This window comes from Streptococcus sp. A25, assembly GCF_043674095.1.
Classification (GTDB): domain Bacteria; phylum Bacillota; class Bacilli; order Lactobacillales; family Streptococcaceae; genus Streptococcus; species Streptococcus suis_V.
The window spans coordinates 1-18,996 of sequence record NZ_JBIMJO010000008.1; the positions used below are offsets into that span (position 1 = coordinate 1).

Sequence of the window (18,996 nt, forward strand, 5' to 3'; positions counted from 1 at the left end):
AACGAATCAAAGCAAAATTAAAAGGACTTAGTCCTGTCCAATACAGAACTAAATCCTTTCAATAATTATTTGTCCAACTTTTTTGGGTCAGTACACAAGTAATATAGCTTCTGTCTTAACTTTGAGCGCCTGAATGTTTCGGCAACGTAAAGCCTCCATTCCAAACTGCTCTAAGCTAGAAAATACGGTCTCCACTGGTTTCCTCAATCGACTTATTTTGTAATTTTCTAGCCATGAATAATCCATCATGTTTTTTCTGAGTTGAGAAATTAACTGGATATCACAGTCTGCTAACGCTGCCTTTGTCTGTCTATCCACATATCCTTTATCTCCATAAACGATTGGAAATGGGCTATTTTCAAGTAGCTCCAAAGCAACATCGCCATCATAAATAGATGCGGGTGTGACAACATAATCAATAGGAAACCCACTATTGCTGACAAGAACTGAAAATTTCAAGCCATAATAATGGATTTTCTTAGTTGCATTATGGCCAATGTCTGCCACCTCTGACAACAATGTAGCTCTCATGTTGTGAATGGGGTGACATAGGGCACAAGGAAAGCTGTCAATCAAGCCGAACGAGCAGGTTTGACAAAGATCTAAGACCATAAAATAGCGCATACGTTGAATACTTTGAGCAAGATTTTGACAGATACGGAAAAATCGAGAGTATTCTGGGAACTTGTCAGGGAAGAGATTATGACGAATCGCACGGTAAATAGCACTTGCCGTCCGGCAGCCCTCTTGAATTGCCCAAAGATAATTAGCGATAATAACGACATCAGACTGTTTTTGTAGGTGGATGTTTCGCCGATTTCGAACCTCCTGGGGAACAAATCGCTCATATAAAGCGAGAACTTGGGTAAAGATTTTTGAAAAAATAACATGTGTTTAATTGGGATTTGCGAGATAATAATGTTGGCTTTGCATATCATTCCCTCATTTCGTGGTTGTTTTGAGTTTATGATACGCAAAGTTTTTTTATTTGGCTAGAATTAACTAGCACAACGGGTATTTAGTAGGACTTTGTACTGAGAGAGTACAAGGTCTTTTTATACCTTTGTTCCAAGGTTGCTTTCCCGCTATATGTGGAATCTATGGTATAATATAGAATAGGTTTTCTTTGGTCAGGAGGCCGGAAAGGAGCACATCATGCGAGAGTTACACGCAACATTACTGGCAGATTACGAGATTGATTTTTCAGATTTGAGCCTATTGGAAACAGCATTTACCCACACATCTTATGCCAACGAGCATCGCCTTCTAAAAATTTCACATAATGAGCGCTTGGAATTTTTAGGAGACGCTGTTCTTCAGTTAATGATTTCAAAATATTTGTACAAGAAATATCCAGATCGTCCGGAGGGCGAGATGTCCAAGATGCGTTCGACCTTTGTTCGGGAAGAGTCTTTGGCAGGATTTTCACGGGCCTGTGGCTTTGATAAATTCCTACGATTGGGCAAGGGGGAAGAAAAGTCTGGTGGACGCAATCGCGACACCATTCTTGGGGATGCTTTCGAGGCTTTCTTAGGAGCTCTGCTATTGGATAAGGGCGAAAAGACTGTAGAGGAATTTCTGCACAAGGTGATGATACCGCGCCTAGAAGTGGGGAATTTCGAGCGGGTGACGGACTACAAGACAACCTTGCAAGAACTCTTGCAGGTCAACGGAGAGATTGTGATTTCCTACCAAGTCGTTGCGGAGTCTGGACCTGCTCATGACAAGACCTTTGAAGTCGAAGTATCAGCAGACGGTCGTGTCATCGGTCGAGGTACTGGTCGATCCAAGAAATTAGCTGAACAAGCCGCCGCAAAAAATGCTGTGGAGGCTAGAGGATAAGTATGTATCTGAAATCAATTGAAATGCAGGGCTTTAAGTCCTTTGCGGATAAGACCAAGGTGGTTTTTGACCGTGGAGTGACGGCCGTTGTCGGTCCCAATGGCTCAGGCAAGTCCAATATTACAGAAAGTCTGCGTTGGGCACTGGGTGAGTCATCTGCCAAGAGCCTACGCGGTGGCAAGATGCCGGATGTCATATTTGCAGGGACAGAAAATCGGAAGCCGCTCAATTACGCATCGGTGACGGTGACGCTGGATAATTCTTCTGGCTTTATTGCTGGGAAGGAAAAAGAAATCAAGGTGGAGCGCCAGATTTATCGGTCGGGCGACAGCGAGTATCTGATTGACGGGAAAAAAGTTCGCCTGCGGGATGTGCATGACCTTTTCATGGATACTGGTCTGGGACGGGATTCATTTTCGATTATTTCCCAAGGTCGGGTTGAGGCGATTTTTAATTCCAAGCCGGAAGAACGCAGAGCTATTTTTGAGGAGGCAGCTGGCGTCCTCAAGTACAAGACCAGAAAGAAAGAAACCGAGAGCAAGTTAGCCCAGGCTCAGGGAAATTTGGATCGTTTGGACGATATTATCTATGAGTTGGACAATCAGGTCAAGCCTTTGGAAAAACAAGCGCAGACGGCCAAGAAATTTTTGGAATTGGATGCAGAGCGCAAGGAGCTCTATTTGGATGTCTTGGTGGCCCAGCTCAAAGGGAGCAAGGAAAGATTAACAGCTAAGGAAGCAGAATTGGATCAGGTCAAGGCGGATTTGACCACCTATTACCAACAGCGTGACCAGCTGGAAGAGGAAAATCAGCACCTGAAATCACATCGTCATGCTTTGACCCAGCAAATGGAGCGGGAACAGGCTGTCCTCTTGGACTTGACCAAGTTAATCAGTGACTTGGAACGAAAAATCGAAGTCCATAAGTTGGAGTCCAGCCAGAATGAAACCAGTCGCCAAGAGGCAGAAGTCCGCCTGCAAAGCATGCAGGACAAATTGGCTACGGTAAGAGAAGAAGTGGCGAAAAAGACCGCGGCCATGATAGAGTTGGAAGAAAAATTGTCTGCCTTAAAGGCAGAGATTGCGGTCGTGGACAAGGAAATTTCTTATTTTTCAGAAGATCCAGACCAAGTCTTGGACCATCTGCGGGAGCAATATGTAGCCCTTATGCAGGCGGAGGCGGAGGCGTCCAACCACTTGACTAAATTGCAGCAGGACATTGCCAATCAAATCAGCCTATCAGAAAGCAAGTCGGAGGAATTGACCCGCTTGCAGGCTGAAAAAGAGACAGCAGAGAAAGAGCAGGCAGCCGGTCAGACCAGATTAGCCGAGACCGAACAGCATTTGCGAGACCTCTTGACCGATTACCGTCAGGCAGAAATGCAGGTGAGCCAAGCGGAGCAAGCTTACAAGGAGCAACAGTCGGCTATGTTCGACCTCTTGGATGCGATTAAGTCTAAGCAGGCGCGCCAGTCAAGTTTAGAGGCCATTTTAAAAAATCATTCAAACTTTTATGCAGGTGTCAAGGCGGTCTTGCAGGCAGCACCGACTATCGGTGGCATTATTGGTGCGGTCAGCGAGCAATTGACCTTTGATACACGCTATCAGATGGCACTGGAAATCGCCTTGGGTGGTGCCGGCCAGAACGTCATTGTAGCGGATGAGTCGACTGCCAAGCGGGCAATCGCTTATCTGAAAGACAAGCGTCAGGGTCGGGCGACCTTCCTGCCCTTGACGACCATTAAACCTCGTAGTTTGGCGAATCAGCAGCTGGCAATTTTGCAGGCGACACCCGGTTTTTTGGGCATGGCCAGTGATTTGGTGACCTACCAAGCACATTTGGAAAATATTTTCCAAAATCTACTGGGCACCATTGCCATTTTTGAGACCATTGATCAAGCCAATCAAGCGGCGCGAGCGACAAAGTTTCAGGTGCGGATAGTCACTATGGATGGTTCTGAAATCCGTCCCGGTGGTGCCTTTGCCGGGGGTAGCAACCGCAACAACAATACGACCTTTATCAAGCCGGAATTGGATGCCCTTGTGGGCGAAATAGCAGAGCTGTCTCGTAAGCAGAAGGAGCAGGAAAGCCTTGTTGCCAGCCGAAAAGAAGATTTGGACCAGACAAGATCAACGCTTGAAGAAATTAAATCTCAAGGTGAGGAGGCGCGTCTGGCCCAACAATCTGCTCAGATCCATCTGGAACAAGCCGAGCAACACTTGGGTCAGGTAAGAGCGCGCTATGACTTGCAAATCAGCCAAGTCAGTCCAGAAATCCTCTCAGAATTGCAAGAGCAGGCGGACAAGGAAATTACACTGGTTGATAGTTTAAACCAGAAAAAAGCACAATTAGAAGAGCAAATCCAACAGGTGCGGGACGATCGCGACAGCATCCAAGAAAGTTTGGAGCGCCTGCGCAATCAGAAGGGTCAGTTGACCTTGGAACAGACGGAATGGACCAGTCAACTGCGCTTTGAACAGACGGATCTCCGCCGTTTGCAGGACGAACAAGTGGCGATTGAAAAGGAAATCCTGATGTTGCAGGATGTCATTGACCAAAAATTGGTTGCCCTGGAAGATACCAGTCTGGATGTTCTGGTGGAACAATTGCAGGCCGCGACGACCAAGCAGACTGATACCAATCAGATTCTCATCCGCCTCAAGTTTGAATTAGAAGATATTGAGGGGCAATTTGAGGATTTGGAAGGGCATTTGCAACAGGCGCGTGCCAAGAATGACGACCTCATTCGCAAGCAGGCCAAGTTGGAGGCCGATGTGGAGCAAGTCGGTGACAGACTGCGTCATTTATTGACCAATCTGACCGAGCAATTCAAACTGACCTTTGAGGCGGCCCAGTCTCAGGCAAGACTTGTTGAGGATTTGCCACTGGCTGAGCAGGCGCTCAAGGATTTGGAACGAGCTATTCGAGCGCTAGGACCTATCAATCTGGATGCTATTGAGCAGTACGATGAAGTCAACAATCGCTTGATTTTCCTTAATGAGCAACGGGCAGATATTTTGTCGGCGCGTGATTTACTGCTGGAGACCATTCATGAGATGGATGACGAGGTCAAGGAACGCTTTAAGGCTACCTTTGAGGCAATTCGCGGTAGTTTCAAGCAGACTTTCAGAAAGATGTTTGGCGGAGGTTCTGCGGATTTGATACTGACTGACAATGATATTTTGACTGCGGGGGTGGAAATTTCTGTCCAGCCTCCGGGGAAGAAAATCCAGTCGCTCAACCTTATGTCTGGTGGCGAAAAGGCCCTCTCGGCTCTGGCTCTGCTATTTTCCATTATCCGTGTCAAGACCATCCCGTTTGTTATTCTGGACGAGGTGGAGGCGGCTTTGGATGAGGCCAATGTCAAGCGTTTCGGGGATTATCTCAATCGTTTTGATAAGGAGAGCCAGTTTATCGTCGTGACCCACCGTAAGGGGACCATGGCGGCGGCAGATGCCATGTATGGTGTGACCATGCAGGAGTCGGGCGTGTCCAAGATTGTGTCCGTCAAACTGAAAGATGTGGAGAAACTATGATAAAGAAAGTATTTGCTAGTGATATGGATGGGACTTTTTTGCGAGAGGACCATAGCTTTGATAAGGAGCGGTTTGGCCGGCTATTGGATGCTTTTGAGGATAGGGATTATCTTTTTGTGGCTGCCAGCGGTCGGTCCTACCCCAGCTTGAAGCAAGTTTTTACAGGATTTGAACATCGTATTGCCTTTGTGGCGGAAAATGGGGCGGTTGTGTCCTATCAGGATGAGCTGATTTTTATGGACAATCCCATTCCGAAATCGGTTTATTTGAGGCTGATTGAGGAGCTGGTGGCTAGTGGCATTGTGGAAGCTCACCATGTCACCCTGTCTAGTTTGTCGGGTTCTTATATGCTGGAAGCTGTTGAGGACGATCTTTTGCGTGATTTGTCGGGCTATTATCAAGATATTCGTCTGATAGCTTCTTTTGAACAGGTGACGGAGGAGGTCATCAAGCTCAACGTCTATGTTGCGGAGGAAAAACGCCAGCAGGCCCAGGATTGGATCAACCAGCATTTTGGCAATCTTTCAGCGGTAACGACAGGATTTACCTCTATTGACATTATCCTATCAGGTGTGCATAAGGCGGTCGGTCTCGGTCATCTTTGTCAGCATCTTAGATTGACGGCAGAGGATGTAACAGCTTTCGGGGACAATCAAAATGACCTGGAAATGCTGGAATTTGCTGGCCTGGCCATTGCGACGGAGAATGCTCGCCCTGAAGTCAAGGCAGTCGCAGATAAGATTATCGGTCACTGCAATGACGATGCAGTTTTGACCTATTTGGAGGAGGTAGTATATGGCAATTAAGTTAGTTGCACTCGATTTAGACGGAACCTTGTTGACGTCTGATAAGAGGATTTCAGAGGTAAATAAAAAAGCCCTGCGAGCAGCGCGTGACAAGGGTGTGTACGTCGTTCTGACAACAGGGCGCCCCCTGCAAGCCATAGGAACGTTTTTGGAGGAGTTGGATTTGCTGGGCGAAGGTCAGTACTCCATTACCTTCAACGGTGGTTTGGTACAGGAAAATACAGGCCGCATTTTGGATAAAACAGGCTTTAGCATCGACGATGTTCGTGCCATTCGTCAGGTGACAAATCAGTTGGACCTGCCTTTGGATGTTCTCTATGGTGGGGATGTCTATTCTCTTCCGGCAGCCAATGAATCTCTCTATCTGACTGCCAATCCCTTGCTGAATAAGATTGAAACGACCGATGCGGACTTGCCAACTGATTTGACCTACAACAAGGCGGTTTCAGCAGTGGCGGCGGATTTCTTGGATGAACAGATTCCGAAAATCCCTGCGGAATTGTATGAGCGATTCGAGATTTTCAAATCGCGGGATATTCTCTTAGAATGGAGCCCCAAAGGCGTACACAAGGCTAATGGGTTAGCAAAATTGATTGGGCATCTGGGCATTGACCAGTCGGAAGTGATGGCCTGTGGCGATGAGGGCAATGACCTTTCTATGATTGAGTGGGCTGGTTTGGGAGTTGCCATGGCCAACGGAACTGATGAAATCAAGTCGGCAGCCAAGCTTGTTCTGCCAAAAACCAACGATGAGGATGGGATTGCCTGGGCAATCGAACATTATGTATTAAACGAGGACTAGTATGGGATTATTTGATCGATTATTTGGACAAAAGACCGAAGAGCAGGATCTAGCGACGTCAGAAGAGACGCAGTTGGATAATCTTGTTGAAGAGCAAGACATTGAGCAGGATATTGCTCAGCCGATGACTGTTGCAGAAGAAGTTACAGAAGAAATTTCGGATGGGCAAGAAAACACTGAGGAGAGTCTGGTAGAGCCTGTTCAAGAAGAACAAGGGGCGGGGAGCCTTGTGCCAGATGAGGAAGTTTCGGACATCCAAGTTACAGATGAACCGCAGGCTGAACCAAGCGCTGAGCCGGTCTTGACACCGGAGCAAGAGGCGCAAAAACAACGGACTTTGGATATGATGGCCCAGTATTATGCTGCCAAGGAGGCTGCTGCGGCCCGTGTCAAAGAAGCACAGGAGCTGGGGCTTGACCCAGCTATTCAAACCAAGGCCAAAGAAGAGCCTGTTGAGGAAGTTGTTCCAGTAGAGCAAGAAAGTGAGCAGGACAAATACCAGCGGACCTTGAAAAAGACCCGCACAGGCTTTGGAGCAAGGCTCAATGAATTCTTTGCTAATTTCCGTTCGGTTGATGAGGAATTTTTCGAAGAGTTGGAAGAAATGCTGATTTTGTCAGACGTAGGGGTGCAGGTTGCTTCTACGCTAACAGAGGAGCTCCGCTATGAAGCCAAGCTCCAAAATGCCAAAAAGACCGAGGAACTCCGTCGGGTTATCATCGAAAAATTGGTCGATATTTACGAAAAAGATGGCCAGTTCAGCGAGCAAATCAACTTCCAAGATGATTTGACTGTCATGCTCTTTGTCGGTGTCAACGGGGTTGGAAAGACGACCTCTATCGGTAAGTTGGCCTACAAGTACAAGCAGGCTGGCAAGAAGGTTATGCTGGTTGCGGCGGACACCTTCCGTGCTGGTGCGGTAGCCCAGCTGGTCGAGTGGGGACGCCGTGTTGATGTGCCTGTAGTCACTGGTCCTGAAAAGTCAGACCCAGCCAGCGTGGTTTTTGACGGGGTCAAACGTGCCGTGGCAGAAGGTGTGGATATTCTCATGATTGACACAGCAGGTCGCTTGCAAAATAAAGAAAACCTCATGGCAGAGCTGGAAAAAATCGGTCGCATCATCAAACGGACCCTACCTGATGCACCGCATGAGACCCTCTTGGCACTAGATGCCTCAACAGGGCAGAATGCCCTCAGTCAAGCCAAGGAATTTGCGAAAATTACTCCATTGACAGGTCTTGTTTTGACCAAGCTAGACGGTACTGCAAAAGGTGGCGTCGTTCTTGCTATTCGTCAGGAGTTGGATATTCCTGTTAAACTGATAGGTTTTGGTGAAAAAATCGATGACATTGGAGAATTTAAATCCGAAGAGTTCATGCGTGGACTTTTAGAGGGATTGGTGTAATATTGAAAAAAAGTCGTTAGTTGAAAAACTAGCGACTTTTCTTATCTGTATGCAGTAGGGAGTAAATGGCAATATCTACAATACCACGATTGTTTCGAGCGGCTTGGCGGAGAGTTCCTTCGTAGGTCATGCCGACTTTTTCCATGACGCGACCAGACGGACGGTTCTCACTATCGTGAACAGCTGTAATCCGTAAACAACCCACTTCCTCCAATAAATAGTGATTAATAGCTTCAAGAGCTTCGGCCATATAACTTTGGCCCCACCACCTGCTACCTAACACCCAACCTAATTCAGCAGACTGTACCCGTTCATCTAGACAGACAACGGAAATATCTCCAATAGGTTGCTTACTTTCTTTGAGCTCGATCACCCACCTGTAGCTATTTTTTTGCGAGTAGGATTGAAGACAAAACTGGACATAGTCTTCAGTATCTTGGAGTGTCTGATGAGTTGGCCAGGTCAGATAGGTAGTCACCTTATCATCTGAAGTCCAGTTTTGGAATACTGATTCAACATCGCTTGCTTGAAAAGGGCGTAAAATCAGACGTTCTGTTTCTAAAATCTGAGTTCCTTTATGTTTCATCTCATTTCCTCCTCAACAATGCCTCAATCCAATCAGGTGCATAGGCAGAAGTACAGCCTTTTGGCACCTTCATATCCGCATAAACAGCCAACTTCTTACCGATTGCAAGGCCTTGTTCAAGGTAGTCAGGATAGGCAACTGCAATTTCTACCAAACATTGATTCATGGTCCATTGGATAAGCGTGTGAGCGGTTTGTAGATGATTGTTTATATAGTTTAGGGTTGCTTCGATTTCTTGATTTGAAGCTAATTTGCCGGCAAAGTATTTGGCGCGGAGGAACCAACCTAGGCGTTGAAAAATAGCATGGTCTTTGGCAAGCAAGTATTCTTCCCAATCCTTGCTGTCTTTTCGTTTGCTGAGAATGATGGAAGCCAGCTTATCAAGCACATTGACCGAAATTTGTTCATTGAGGCAATTCTCTAGGTCAGCTTGGGGAAGCTGGTCAGGCTTAGTCTTAGCCAGTTGAATAGCTAGGTATTGAGCTTCTAGGACACCTGTTTTCCAGAGTGGAGCAAACAAGTCCAATCGATTTTTATAAGCCTTGGCAATACCAGAAATGGCACCCATGGGAACGCCGTAGTAGGGCTGGATTTCCTGAGTTTTAGCATAGCGCTTGAGGGTACCAGCGTGACTAGCGTCTTCTAACTTTTCTAAAATTTCTTGAATAATTGTGTTCATAACATCTCCTAAAAAAACTGGATTGCTCCAGTTTTTCTTATCTTACAACAAGCCACGCTCACGATACCAAACATCTGGTGTCCAGACCCATTTTCTGCTGTAGCTGTCGAGCAAGTCGAAAGCGGCATCAGGTCCCATAGAACCGGCAGGATAGGTGTGAAGGGGGACTTGGTTGGTTTTCCAAAGTTCGACCACACGGTCAATCAAAGTCCAGCTGGCCTTGACTTCTTTCCAGTGGCTGAAGTTGGTCGAATCGCCATTCAAGACATCAAAGAAGAGTTTTTCGTAGGCCTCTGGCGAATTGCCAAGTGCTGTCGCATTGTGGCGGAAATTGAGTTTGGCAGGTGTAAGCGCAAAGCTTGAGCCAACTTCCTTACCATTGATGGTCAAGGCAAATCCTTCGGTCGGCTGGATGTAGATGGTCAATTCGTTGGCCTCAGATGGCTCGCCGAAAATATCTTCCGTATGTTTGAAGGTAATGGTCACACGGGTGCCTTTTTCAGTCAGGCGCTTCCCTGTGCGGAAGAAGAATGGCACGTCGCGGAAACGGTCTGTATCAACAAAGAACACACCGCCTGCAAAGGTTTCAGTTTGCGAGTTTTCAGCAATATTTGGCTCGTCGAGATAAGAAATGTAGTCCTTACCGTCGATGCTACCCGCAGCATATTGTCCGCGAATGAAGTTGCGTTTGAGTTCTTCGTCCGTTTGCTGACGCAAGTTTTGGAAAACCTTGATTTTCTCAGCACGAACGTCTTGTTCCTTAAAACTAGCGGGCTTGTCCATTGCTAGCAAGGAAAGAACTTGAAGAACATGGTTTTGAACCATGTCTTTTAAGGCACCTGAATGGTCGTAGTAGCCCCCACGGTCCTCCACACCAATGGCTTCAGCGAAAGTGATTTGGACATTGTCAATATAGTCGCGGTTCCAAATATGCTCAAAAATGATATTGGCAAAGCGGACAGCGAAGATGTTTTGCACCATTTCCTTACCAAGATAATGGTCGATACGGTAGATTTGGTCTTCGTCGAAGGCATCAGCCAGTTCTTCATTGAGCTTGGTTGCTGTTTCAAGACTGCTACCGAATGGTTTTTCGATAATCAAGCGCTCAAAACCTTTACCGTTGACAATTTGCTCAGATTTAAGATGCTTAGCAATGGTTCCGAAAAATTCTGGCGCCATAGATAGAAAAAAGATCTTGTTATCCTGAGTGTCGTATTGCTGACCCAAATCTTCCTGCAATTTGCGCAGGGCAACATAATGCTCCGTATCGTTGACATCATGGCTTTGATAGTAGAAATGGCTGGCAAATTCGTGAGCTTGACGTGGTGTATCTGGTAAATCTTCCAAGGATTCGATGACAATCGATTCAAAATATTCCTTGGTCCAAGGACGGCGAGCAGTTCCGATAACGGCGAAATTTTCAGCCAAGTGTCCAGCCTTGTAGAGGCGGAAAAGTGATGGATAGAGTTTGCGTTTGGCGAGGTCGCCACTTGCACCAAAAATAGTAAATAATACGTGTGATGACATAGACAATTTCCAATCTGTTCAGTATAAAGTACATTATAGCATAAATTGTCAGAAAATTCACTTTTTCTTATTATTTTCTTCTTCGGAATCAATTTCTGGCTCTGGAAATTCGACTTTTTCCAGCTGATCAAAGGATGCAAATTCTTCCAGCATCTTATCCAAATCATCTTGTCGTTTGTATGTTATGGCCATACGGCACCTCCATCTTTTTGTCACTCATTTTATCTTCTTTTGCGTCGTTAAGTCATCTTGCCGTATTCTGCGAATAATACTTGCTGTCGCAAGTCTTATTTCAAACCTTGCTCAGCACACAGGACTATTGAAGCAAATACTATAAGCAAACTGAATGACTTTGTCCTCATTATACTTTTTTTACCAAAAAATATCAAAATAATGGATAGTCATCCTGATTCAGAGCTTGCTTTAATGACTGGTAAAGGTCTGGATTTCGGCAATAAATGTGGTAGGTGACGCCTGCCTCGTCGTCAGTAAGAGGAATGACCACCCGTTCCTTATCGGTCTTCACCAGGTTGGTCGTGAAGTGGGGTAGGGAAGAATTGGCGACCAGCTCCTGAAAGGCAAAGTCATTTTCCTGGACGAAAAATTTAGACTGGGGCATCTTGTCATAGCAAAGTTGTCTCCAAAAGCCCAGATTGGTCTTGAGCAGGAAATTGTAGCCGTTTATCTCTACGAAAGTTACAGCTGACCGCTTGGCTAGTTCATGGCCTTTTGGTACAGCTATGGCTAGCTCCTCTCTGGAAAACGGCAGAGTAGGCAAGTTAGAGAGGGACTGGTCAAAAATATCAAAAATCAGTTGCTCAGGTCATTCTTCGATGGCTATTTCAAAGAGGAATTGCTTCAAACTGCAAGTCTGTCAAAAAAGAACGCATGGCAGAAAACTTCGCCATTTTCGATTTTGCCTTGACAGAAGACGACATAGCATCCATTCAGGAAATGGACACTGATACAAGTTTATTTATGGATCACAGAACTGTTGAGGCGGTAAAATTGTTCAAAGACTTTGTCGAAAGCAGAGGGATATAAATAGTACTTGAGGTCGGTTTAAATCGGCCTTTTTTCTACAATGTAAATCCTAGTTCATGGTATAATAGGTCTTATGAAGACAAGAATGACAGAATTAGTGGGTCTACTCAACCAGTATGCCAAAGAATATTATCAACTTGATAAACCAAGCGTGTCCGATGCTGAATATGACAAGCTTTATCGTGAATTGGTGGAATTAGAAAGTTCCCGCCCAGAACTGGTCTTGCCAGACAGTCCGACCCACCGTGTCGGCGGAAAAATCCTGGACGGTTTTGAAAAATACAGCCACGTTTATCCCCTTTTTAGCTTGCAGGATGCTTTTTCTCGTGAGGAGTTGGACGCCTTTGACCAGCGTGTCCGCAAGGAATTTCCAGGTGCCAGCTATATTTGTGAGTTGAAAATTGATGGTCTATCCATTTCCCTGACCTACGAGGCTGGCCAGCTGGTGGTCGGTGCTACCCGTGGAGACGGCAGTGTCGGTGAAAATATCACGGAAAACCTCAAGCGTGTGGCGGATATTCCGCTGACCCTGCCAGAGCCTATCGACATGACTGTTCGGGGCGAGTGCTACATGCCTAAGACTTCCTTTGAACAGGTCAATGCCCAGAGGCAGGAGGCTGGTGAGGCTGAGTTTGCCAATCCTCGTAATGCTGCTGCAGGAACTCTCCGCCAGCTGGATACAGGTGTCGTTGCCCAGCGTGGACTCGCGACTTTCCTCTACCAGGAGGCCAGTCCGACAGAGGCGACCAGCCAGTCGGAGGTCCTTGACAAGCTGGACAGACTTGGCTTTGTGACCAACCACGACTATCAGTTGGCGGCTGATATGGACGCTGTTTGGGCTTTTATTGAAAAAATGGCAGAGCAGCGAGACAGTTTGCCCTATGAGATAGATGGTATCGTTATCAAAGTTAATGACCTAGCTGTCCAGGAAGAATTGGGCTTCACTGTCAAAGCGCCCCGATGGGCGGTGGCTTATAAGTTCCCAGCTGAGGAAAAAGAGGCGGAAATCCTGTCTGTCGACTGGACAGTCGGCCGGACTGGTGTGGTAACACCGACAGCCAACCTCAGCCCAGTTCAATTGGCAGGAACCACTGTTAGCCGCGCCACACTCCACAATGTCGACTATATTGCTGAAAAAGATATCAGAATCGGCGATACGGTTATCGTCTATAAGGCCGGTGACATCATTCCAGCTGTCCTCAAAGTCGTGGACAACTACCGAAATCACCAAGAACCAATGCCAATACCAACTGCTTGTCCAAGCTGTTCAGGTGACTTGCAGCATTATGAGGACGAGGTGGCCCTACGCTGTATCAATCCCCTTTGCCCAAGCCAGCTCATGAGCAAGCTAGAGCATTTTGCCAGCCGAGATGCCATGAATATTGCCGGCTTGGGGACTTCGATTGTAGAAAAACTCTACCAGTCTGGTCTGGTCCATGATGTGGCAGACATCTACAAGCTGACAGTTGAAGATTTGCTGACCTTGGAAGGTTTCAAGGAAAAATCAGCTGAAAAACTCTATCAGGCTATTCAGGCATCGAAAGACAATTCAGCGGAGCGCTTGCTATTCGGCCTGGGCATTCGCCACGTTGGTAGCAAGGCTAGTAAGATTTTGCTGAATGCCTTGGGTGATTTGGAAAATCTGGCACAGGCTGACTTGGAAACTATTTCTGGCCTAGAAGGTTTGGGACAGGTCATCGCCCAATCGCTGGTAACTTATTTCTCTAGCGAAGGTGCACAGAAATTGCTGAGCGAACTGAAAGAAGCCGGTGTCAATCTAGCCTATTTAGGTCAACAAGTAGCGACGGATGCAGCTTTATCTGGCATGACGGTTGTCTTGACAGGTAAGTTGGAACGGATGAAACGCAGTGAGGCAAAGGCCAAACTGGAGGCTTTGGGTGCTAATGTAGCTGGCTCTGTTTCCAAGAGAACCAATCTAGTCGTCGCTGGCGCAGATGCTGGAAGTAAGTTGGCCAAGGCCCAAGAATTAGGAATTGAAATAAGAGACGAGGCCTGGTTAGAGAGCCTCTAAGGGAATCATGGAAGAACAAAAACGTGCAAGATTGATTTATAACCCGACCTCGGGACAAGAAATCATGAAGAAAAATGTAGCAGAAGTGCTGAATGTTTTGGAAGGATTTGGTTATGAAACCTCTGCCTTTCAGACTACTCCAGAAAAAGATTCAGCTAAAAACGAGGCTAGACGGGCAGCCCTGGCTGGATTTGACTTGGTCATTGCTGCTGGTGGTGACGGCACTATTAACGAAGTAGTCAATGGCATTGCTCCGCTTGAAAAACGACCTCGTATGGCGATTATTCCAACGGGAACGACCAATGACTATGCCCGTGCCTTAAAGGTTCCACGGGGAAATCCAGTTGAGGCAGCCAAGTTGATTGGAAAAAATCAGACCATTTTAATGGATATTGGTCTGGCTAAGAACGTGAAGAACGGCTATTCCCAGGAGCATTACTTTATCAATATTGCTGCCCTGGGCACCTTGACTGAATTGACTTACAGTGTGCCTAGCCAGCTCAAGACCATGTTTGGCTACCTAGCCTATGTGGTCAAGGGGGCAGAACTATTGCCGCAGGTCCAGTTTACACCGGTTCGTGTCCAACATGACAAGGGGATTTTTGAAGGGTCTGTCTCCATGATTTTTGTGGCCCTGACCAATTCTATCGGAGGATTTGAGCAAATTGTACCGGATGCCAAGCTGGATGACGGCAATTTTACCTTACTCATGGTGAAAACAGGCAATCTCTTTGAAATTCTACATCTGATTCGTCAGGTCTTGGACGGTGGCAAGCATGTAGATAGCAATTTGGTCGAGTATATCAAGACCAGGAGCTTATCTATCAAGCACTTGGACAATTCCAGTCGCCTCTTGCTCAACCTAGATGGAGAGTTTGGTGGAGATGCTCCGGTTCATTTATACAATCTGGCCAATCATATCGAATTCTTTGCGGATACGGACTTGGTTTCAGACCATGCTATTACCCTGGATACTGAACAAATCAATCGTGAAAAAATGGCACAGCGATTTATTGAGGAAACAAATCATTTTGAAGTGTCGATTAAATAGGAAGAAAGGACAAAAGTGTCTTTTCTTTTTGATTAATTAAAGCGAATTAAACGCTTCCAATGACGGTATTTTCTTGACAAATAGATGTTTTAGGAGTATCCTTACATGGTATTAAAATTTTAAAAGGAGAATTCGTTATGAATTTAGGCGCATTGGCTTTAGGTTTAGCCTGTCTTGGTGTAAGTATTGGTGAGGGACTGTTGGTAGCTTCTTACCTTAGTTCGACTGCACGTCAACCAGAAATGCAAAGCAAGTTAATGGCTGGTGTATTCTTGGGTGTTGCCTTTATCGAGGGAACGTTCTTCGTAACCTTGGCTATGATGTTTGTCTTGAAATAGTAGAAAATAGAGAAATAGAAAAGGGGGGAACCTCCATTGGAAGAACATTTAAGTCCAACCCTTACCCTTGGTCCCATAACCTTTGACCTGACCATGGTATTGGTTTCTATTATAACCATTTCCGTTATTTTCTTACTTGTTTTTTGGGCCAGTCGTCGAATGGAACTGAAGCCAAAAGGAAAACAGAATGTTTTGGAGTACGTGTATGAACTAGTTATCAATTTTACTAAGGGAAATTTGGGTGATGAAAATGCAAAACGCTATGCACTTTTCTTCTTTACAGCCTTCACATTTCTTTTGGTTGCCAATAACCTTGGTTTGATGACAAAGATTGAAACCGCTCAAGGACAGAATCTATGGACCTCTCCAACAGCCAATATGGCCTACGACTTTGGTCTTGCTACCGTTGCAACGGTATTTTGTCATGTCGAAGGTATTCGTCGTCGCGGATTTAAGGAGTATTTGAAAGCATTTGTAACGCCATGGGCCATGACTCCAATGAATATTTTGGAAGAAGTGACTAATCTGGCTTCTCTTGCACTCCGTTTATATGGGAATATCTATGCGGGGGAAGTATTGGTTTCTCTCCTCTTGCAATTATCTCAAAAAGGCGCCTTCGTTTATCCTATCGCATTTGGCTTAAACGTCATTTGGACTGCTTTTTCTGTGTTCATCTCCTGCTTGCAATCCTATGTATTTGTCATGCTGGTGTCTATGTATTTGAACAAGAAAATTAGTAGTGTGGCAGAGTAAGAAAGGGAATATGAAAAGATGGTAACACTTATTGCAATGCAATCAAGTACAGTTTTGGGGAACTTTATTCTGGTAACAGCATCTTTTGCTGTTCTGCTCGTCTTAATTCGCCTATTTGCGTGGGACAAGATTACTGGAATTTTTGAAGAACGTGCTGCTAAGATTGCCAATGATATTGATAGTGCGGAAGAAAAATTAACGCAGGCTTCTAACCTTGTACAACAGAGAGAAGATGAGTTGGTTCAAGGCCGTATCGAAGGTCAAAAAATCATTCAAGATGCTGTTGAACGTGCAAAATTAGAGAAGAAGCGCATGTTGGAACAAGCTGATGTTGAAATTCAAGGTTTGAAACAAAAGGCTCAGCTTGAAATCGAGGCAGAAAGACGCGAAGCTCAAGAAAACCTGCATGTACAGGTAGCGGAGTTGGCAGTTGATTTGGCTGGAAAGATTATCTTGGAAGATTTGGACCAGCAGGCCCATAGTCAATTGATTGATCGTTATTTGGATAAACTAGGAGACAAGTAGATGAACGCTAGAGAAAATGCCCTGGTGCAAAAGTATGCTCTATCATTTGCTGAAAAAGTTAGTGATCATGAAGAGATTTGGGAAATGTATGACCAAATTTCAGCCTTGATTTCCATTATTCATGATAGTAAGCTCAATCGTCTCTTGTTGTCAGCGACTGTTTCTAAAGAAGAGAAGGCTGAATTCGTTCGGACTGTGCGTCAGTCCAGTTTTGGGCAAATCAATGACCTTATCGAAGATGTGATTCGAGATGGGCATGCTGATTTGCTCTTGGAAACACTGGAACGTGCTCAGCTACAAATTAGTAAGTTTAAAAATGAATTTGAGGCCCATGTGGTTTCAGTTTATCCGCTGACAGAAGAACAAAAAGAGCGTCTTCGTCGACTGATAGAAACACGTTTTTCTCTTCGTGTTCGTAGTATTGTTGAAGAGCTGAATAGGACTTTGATTGGGGGCTTTATTGTGACGGTCAACCACAAGGTCATTGATGCCAGTGTACGCAGTCAGTTGAATGACGTTAAGAAAAAACTTTAGAAAATAGAAAGTGGTGTTCTTTTGGTGATTAATGCACAAGAAATTAGCGCTTTACTAAAACAACAAATAGAGGGCTTTCAGCCTGATTTTGACTATACTGAGACAGGTGTAGTGACCTATATCGGTGACGGAATTGCTCGTGCTCAGGGTCTAGATAATGCCATGAGTGGCGAGCTTCTGATTTTTGAAAACGATACTATTGGTATGGCTCAAAACTTGGAGACCAATGATGTTGGTATCATCATTCTCGGAGATTTTACAGACATCCGTGAAGGCTCAGTGGTCCGTCGGACTGGTAAAATCATGGAAGTACCAGTTGGTTCAGGCTTGATTGGTCGGGTTATCAATCCGCTCGGTCAACCGGTTGATGGCTTAGGAGAAATCCGTACGACAAAGACACGTCCAGTTGAATACCCAGCTCCCGGTGTTATGCAACGTAAATCTGTTACAGAGCCTTTGCAAACAGGTTTGAAAGCCATTGATGCCTTGGTACCAATCGGTCGTGGCCAGCGGGAGTTGATTATCGGTGACCGCCAGACGGGTAAAACGTCTGTAGCTATTGACGCAATTCTCAACCAAAAAGGCCAAGATATGATTTGTATCTACGTGGCCATTGGTCAGAAGGAATCAACGGTTCGTACACAGGTAGAAACCCTTCGTCAGTACGGTGCTTTGGACTACACAATTATTGTAACAGCCTCTGCATCGCAACCTTCTCCGCTTTTGTTCTTGGCCCCTTATGCAGGTGTTGCTATGGCGGAAGAATTTATGTACGAAGGCAAGCACGTTTTGATTGTCTATGATGATTTGTCAAAACAAGCGGTAGCCTACCGTGAATTGTCTCTCTTGCTCCGTCGTCCTCCAGGTCGTGAGGCCTATCCAGGGGATGTATTCTACTTGCACAGTCGCTTACTAGAGCGCTCGGCTAAGGTATCTGATGAGTTGGGTGGAGGCTCGATTACAGCTCTGCCATTTATCGAGACACAGGCGGGAGACATTTCAGCCTATATCGCAACCAACGTGATTTCTATTACCGACGGACAAATTTTCCTCAAAGATGACTTGTTCAACTCAGGTATTCGTCCGGCCATTGATGCAGGTTCTTCTGTATCGCGTGTCGGCGGTTCGGCTCAAATTAAGGCGATGAAGAAGGTGGCTGGTACTCTCCGTATCGACCTTGCTTCTTACCGTGAATTAGAGGCCTTTACGCAATTTGGTTCAGATTTGGATGCGGCTACGCAGGCTAAACTCAACCGTGGTCGTCGTACAGTCGAGGTTCTCAAACAACCATTGCACAAACCATTACCTGTTGAAAAACAAGTCTTGATTTTGTACGCCTTGACTAATGGTTATTTGGATTCAGTGCCGATTGATGATATTTTGACCTTTGAAGAAGAATTGTATGCTTATTTTGATTTGCATTACGATAACCTCTTGGAAGTTATTCGGTCAACAAAGGATCTTCCAGATACAGATGAGTTGAATGCGGCCATTCAAGCCTTCAAAGACCAGTCTGTCTTTAAGTAAAGGAGTGAA

At 45.6% G+C, this 18,996-nt stretch carries 19 protein-coding genes and 1 pseudogene; 14 read left to right on the top strand and 6 right to left on the bottom strand.

The features are described from left to right. The coding region (locus ACHBID_RS04570; protein ID WP_394732309.1) for an IS3 family transposase at window positions 1-65 on the top strand (65 nt) is incomplete at its 5' end. Window positions 66-87: 22 nt separating this feature from the next. Here the strand turns inward: ACHBID_RS04570 and ACHBID_RS04575 are convergent. Then, a complete protein-coding gene (locus ACHBID_RS04575) occupies window positions 88-885 on the bottom strand; it encodes an IS982 family transposase (RefSeq protein ID WP_330831748.1) in 798 nt (265 codons plus the stop codon). A gap of 270 nt (window positions 886-1,155) precedes the next feature. Here ACHBID_RS04575 and rnc point away from each other — a divergent pair, with 270 nt between their 5' ends. From rnc to ftsY, 5 genes are read left to right on the top strand one after another with little or no spacing between them, the layout of a single operon-like run. Beyond that, the gene (gene rnc, locus ACHBID_RS04580; RefSeq protein WP_394732308.1) at window positions 1,156-1,842 is read left to right on the top strand and encodes a ribonuclease III; all 687 of its coding nucleotides are present in this window, start codon (window positions 1,156-1,158) and stop codon (window positions 1,840-1,842) included. A gap of 2 nt (window positions 1,843-1,844) precedes the next feature. Beyond that, on the top strand, window positions 1,845-5,378 hold the full coding sequence (gene smc / locus ACHBID_RS04585; protein ID WP_394732307.1) for a chromosome segregation protein SMC: 3,534 nt from the start codon (window positions 1,845-1,847) through the stop codon (window positions 5,376-5,378). Then, window positions 5,375-6,184 (top strand): Cof-type HAD-IIB family hydrolase, encoded by an 810-nt coding sequence (locus tag ACHBID_RS04590; RefSeq protein ID WP_394732306.1) that lies wholly within the window; start codon window positions 5,375-5,377, stop codon window positions 6,182-6,184. Before smc ends, ACHBID_RS04590 begins: the two co-directional genes overlap by 4 nt. After that, entirely contained in the window at window positions 6,174-6,986 is an 813-nt protein-coding gene (locus ACHBID_RS04595; RefSeq protein WP_394732305.1) for a Cof-type HAD-IIB family hydrolase, read from the top strand. Before ACHBID_RS04590 ends, ACHBID_RS04595 begins: the two co-directional genes overlap by 11 nt. Before the next feature lies 1 nt (window position 6,987). Continuing rightward, window positions 6,988-8,391, top strand: coding sequence for a signal recognition particle-docking protein FtsY (ftsY, locus tag ACHBID_RS04600; RefSeq protein WP_394732304.1), 1,404 nt, complete (start codon window positions 6,988-6,990; stop codon window positions 8,389-8,391). 28 nt (window positions 8,392-8,419) lie between these two features. Here the strand turns inward: ftsY and ACHBID_RS04605 are convergent, their stop codons facing one another. The 5 genes from ACHBID_RS04605 to ACHBID_RS04625 form a co-directional block, all read right to left on the bottom strand. Continuing rightward, window positions 8,420-8,977: a GNAT family N-acetyltransferase gene (locus tag ACHBID_RS04605; protein ID WP_105160065.1), complete on the bottom strand. Its 558-nt coding sequence runs from the start codon at window positions 8,975-8,977 to the stop codon at window positions 8,420-8,422. 1 nt (window position 8,978) lies between these two features. Continuing rightward, window positions 8,979-9,656, bottom strand: coding sequence for a DNA alkylation repair protein (locus ACHBID_RS04610; RefSeq protein WP_105160066.1), 678 nt, complete (start codon window positions 9,654-9,656; stop codon window positions 8,979-8,981). A 42-nt stretch (window positions 9,657-9,698) separates the two neighbouring features. Further along, window positions 9,699-11,183, bottom strand: a complete 1,485-nt coding sequence (gene zwf / locus ACHBID_RS04615; RefSeq protein ID WP_105122202.1) for a glucose-6-phosphate dehydrogenase — start codon at window positions 11,181-11,183, stop codon at window positions 9,699-9,701. A gap of 57 nt (window positions 11,184-11,240) precedes the next feature. Next, window positions 11,241-11,375: an SPJ_0845 family protein gene (locus ACHBID_RS04620; RefSeq protein WP_269088489.1), complete on the bottom strand. Its 135-nt coding sequence runs from the start codon at window positions 11,373-11,375 to the stop codon at window positions 11,241-11,243. A 193-nt stretch (window positions 11,376-11,568) separates the two neighbouring features. Further along, window positions 11,569-11,961 carry a hypothetical protein gene (locus ACHBID_RS04625; protein WP_153048336.1) on the bottom strand — a complete coding sequence of 131 codons (393 nt, stop codon included), beginning with the start codon at window positions 11,959-11,961 and terminating at the stop codon, window positions 11,569-11,571. 29 nt (window positions 11,962-11,990) lie between these two features. On the opposite strand from ACHBID_RS04625, the pseudogene ACHBID_RS04630 reads away from it, so the two are divergent. The 8 genes and pseudogenes from ACHBID_RS04630 to atpA all read left to right on the top strand — a co-directional run. Beyond that, window positions 11,991-12,227: pseudogene (locus ACHBID_RS04630) on the top strand (aldo/keto reductase); the annotation flags it as partial. Between the two features lie 73 nt (window positions 12,228-12,300). Then, complete coding sequence (gene ligA, locus ACHBID_RS04635; protein WP_394732303.1) at window positions 12,301-14,259, top strand: NAD-dependent DNA ligase LigA; 1,959 nt, start codon at window positions 12,301-12,303, stop codon at window positions 14,257-14,259. 7 nt (window positions 14,260-14,266) lie between these two features. Continuing rightward, window positions 14,267-15,310: a diacylglycerol kinase family lipid kinase gene (locus ACHBID_RS04640; RefSeq protein WP_105111673.1), complete on the top strand. Its 1,044-nt coding sequence runs from the start codon at window positions 14,267-14,269 to the stop codon at window positions 15,308-15,310. A 137-nt stretch (window positions 15,311-15,447) separates the two neighbouring features. After that, window positions 15,448-15,648, top strand: a complete 201-nt coding sequence (locus ACHBID_RS04645) for a F0F1 ATP synthase subunit C (RefSeq protein WP_105109681.1) — start codon at window positions 15,448-15,450, stop codon at window positions 15,646-15,648. A gap of 36 nt (window positions 15,649-15,684) precedes the next feature. Continuing rightward, entirely contained in the window at window positions 15,685-16,401 is a 717-nt protein-coding gene (gene atpB / locus ACHBID_RS04650; RefSeq protein WP_125265502.1) for a F0F1 ATP synthase subunit A, read from the top strand. An 18-nt stretch (window positions 16,402-16,419) separates the two neighbouring features. Beyond that, window positions 16,420-16,926 carry a F0F1 ATP synthase subunit B gene (gene atpF, locus ACHBID_RS04655; protein WP_172021336.1) on the top strand — a complete coding sequence of 169 codons (507 nt, stop codon included), beginning with the start codon at window positions 16,420-16,422 and terminating at the stop codon, window positions 16,924-16,926. Further along, on the top strand, window positions 16,927-17,460 hold the full coding sequence (locus ACHBID_RS04660; protein ID WP_394732301.1) for a F0F1 ATP synthase subunit delta: 534 nt from the start codon (window positions 16,927-16,929) through the stop codon (window positions 17,458-17,460). It abuts the gene before it with no gap. A gap of 21 nt (window positions 17,461-17,481) precedes the next feature. Beyond that, window positions 17,482-18,987 carry a F0F1 ATP synthase subunit alpha gene (gene atpA, locus ACHBID_RS04665; RefSeq protein WP_105111677.1) on the top strand — a complete coding sequence of 502 codons (1,506 nt, stop codon included), beginning with the start codon at window positions 17,482-17,484 and terminating at the stop codon, window positions 18,985-18,987. Window positions 18,988-18,996: the final 9 nt, after the last annotated feature.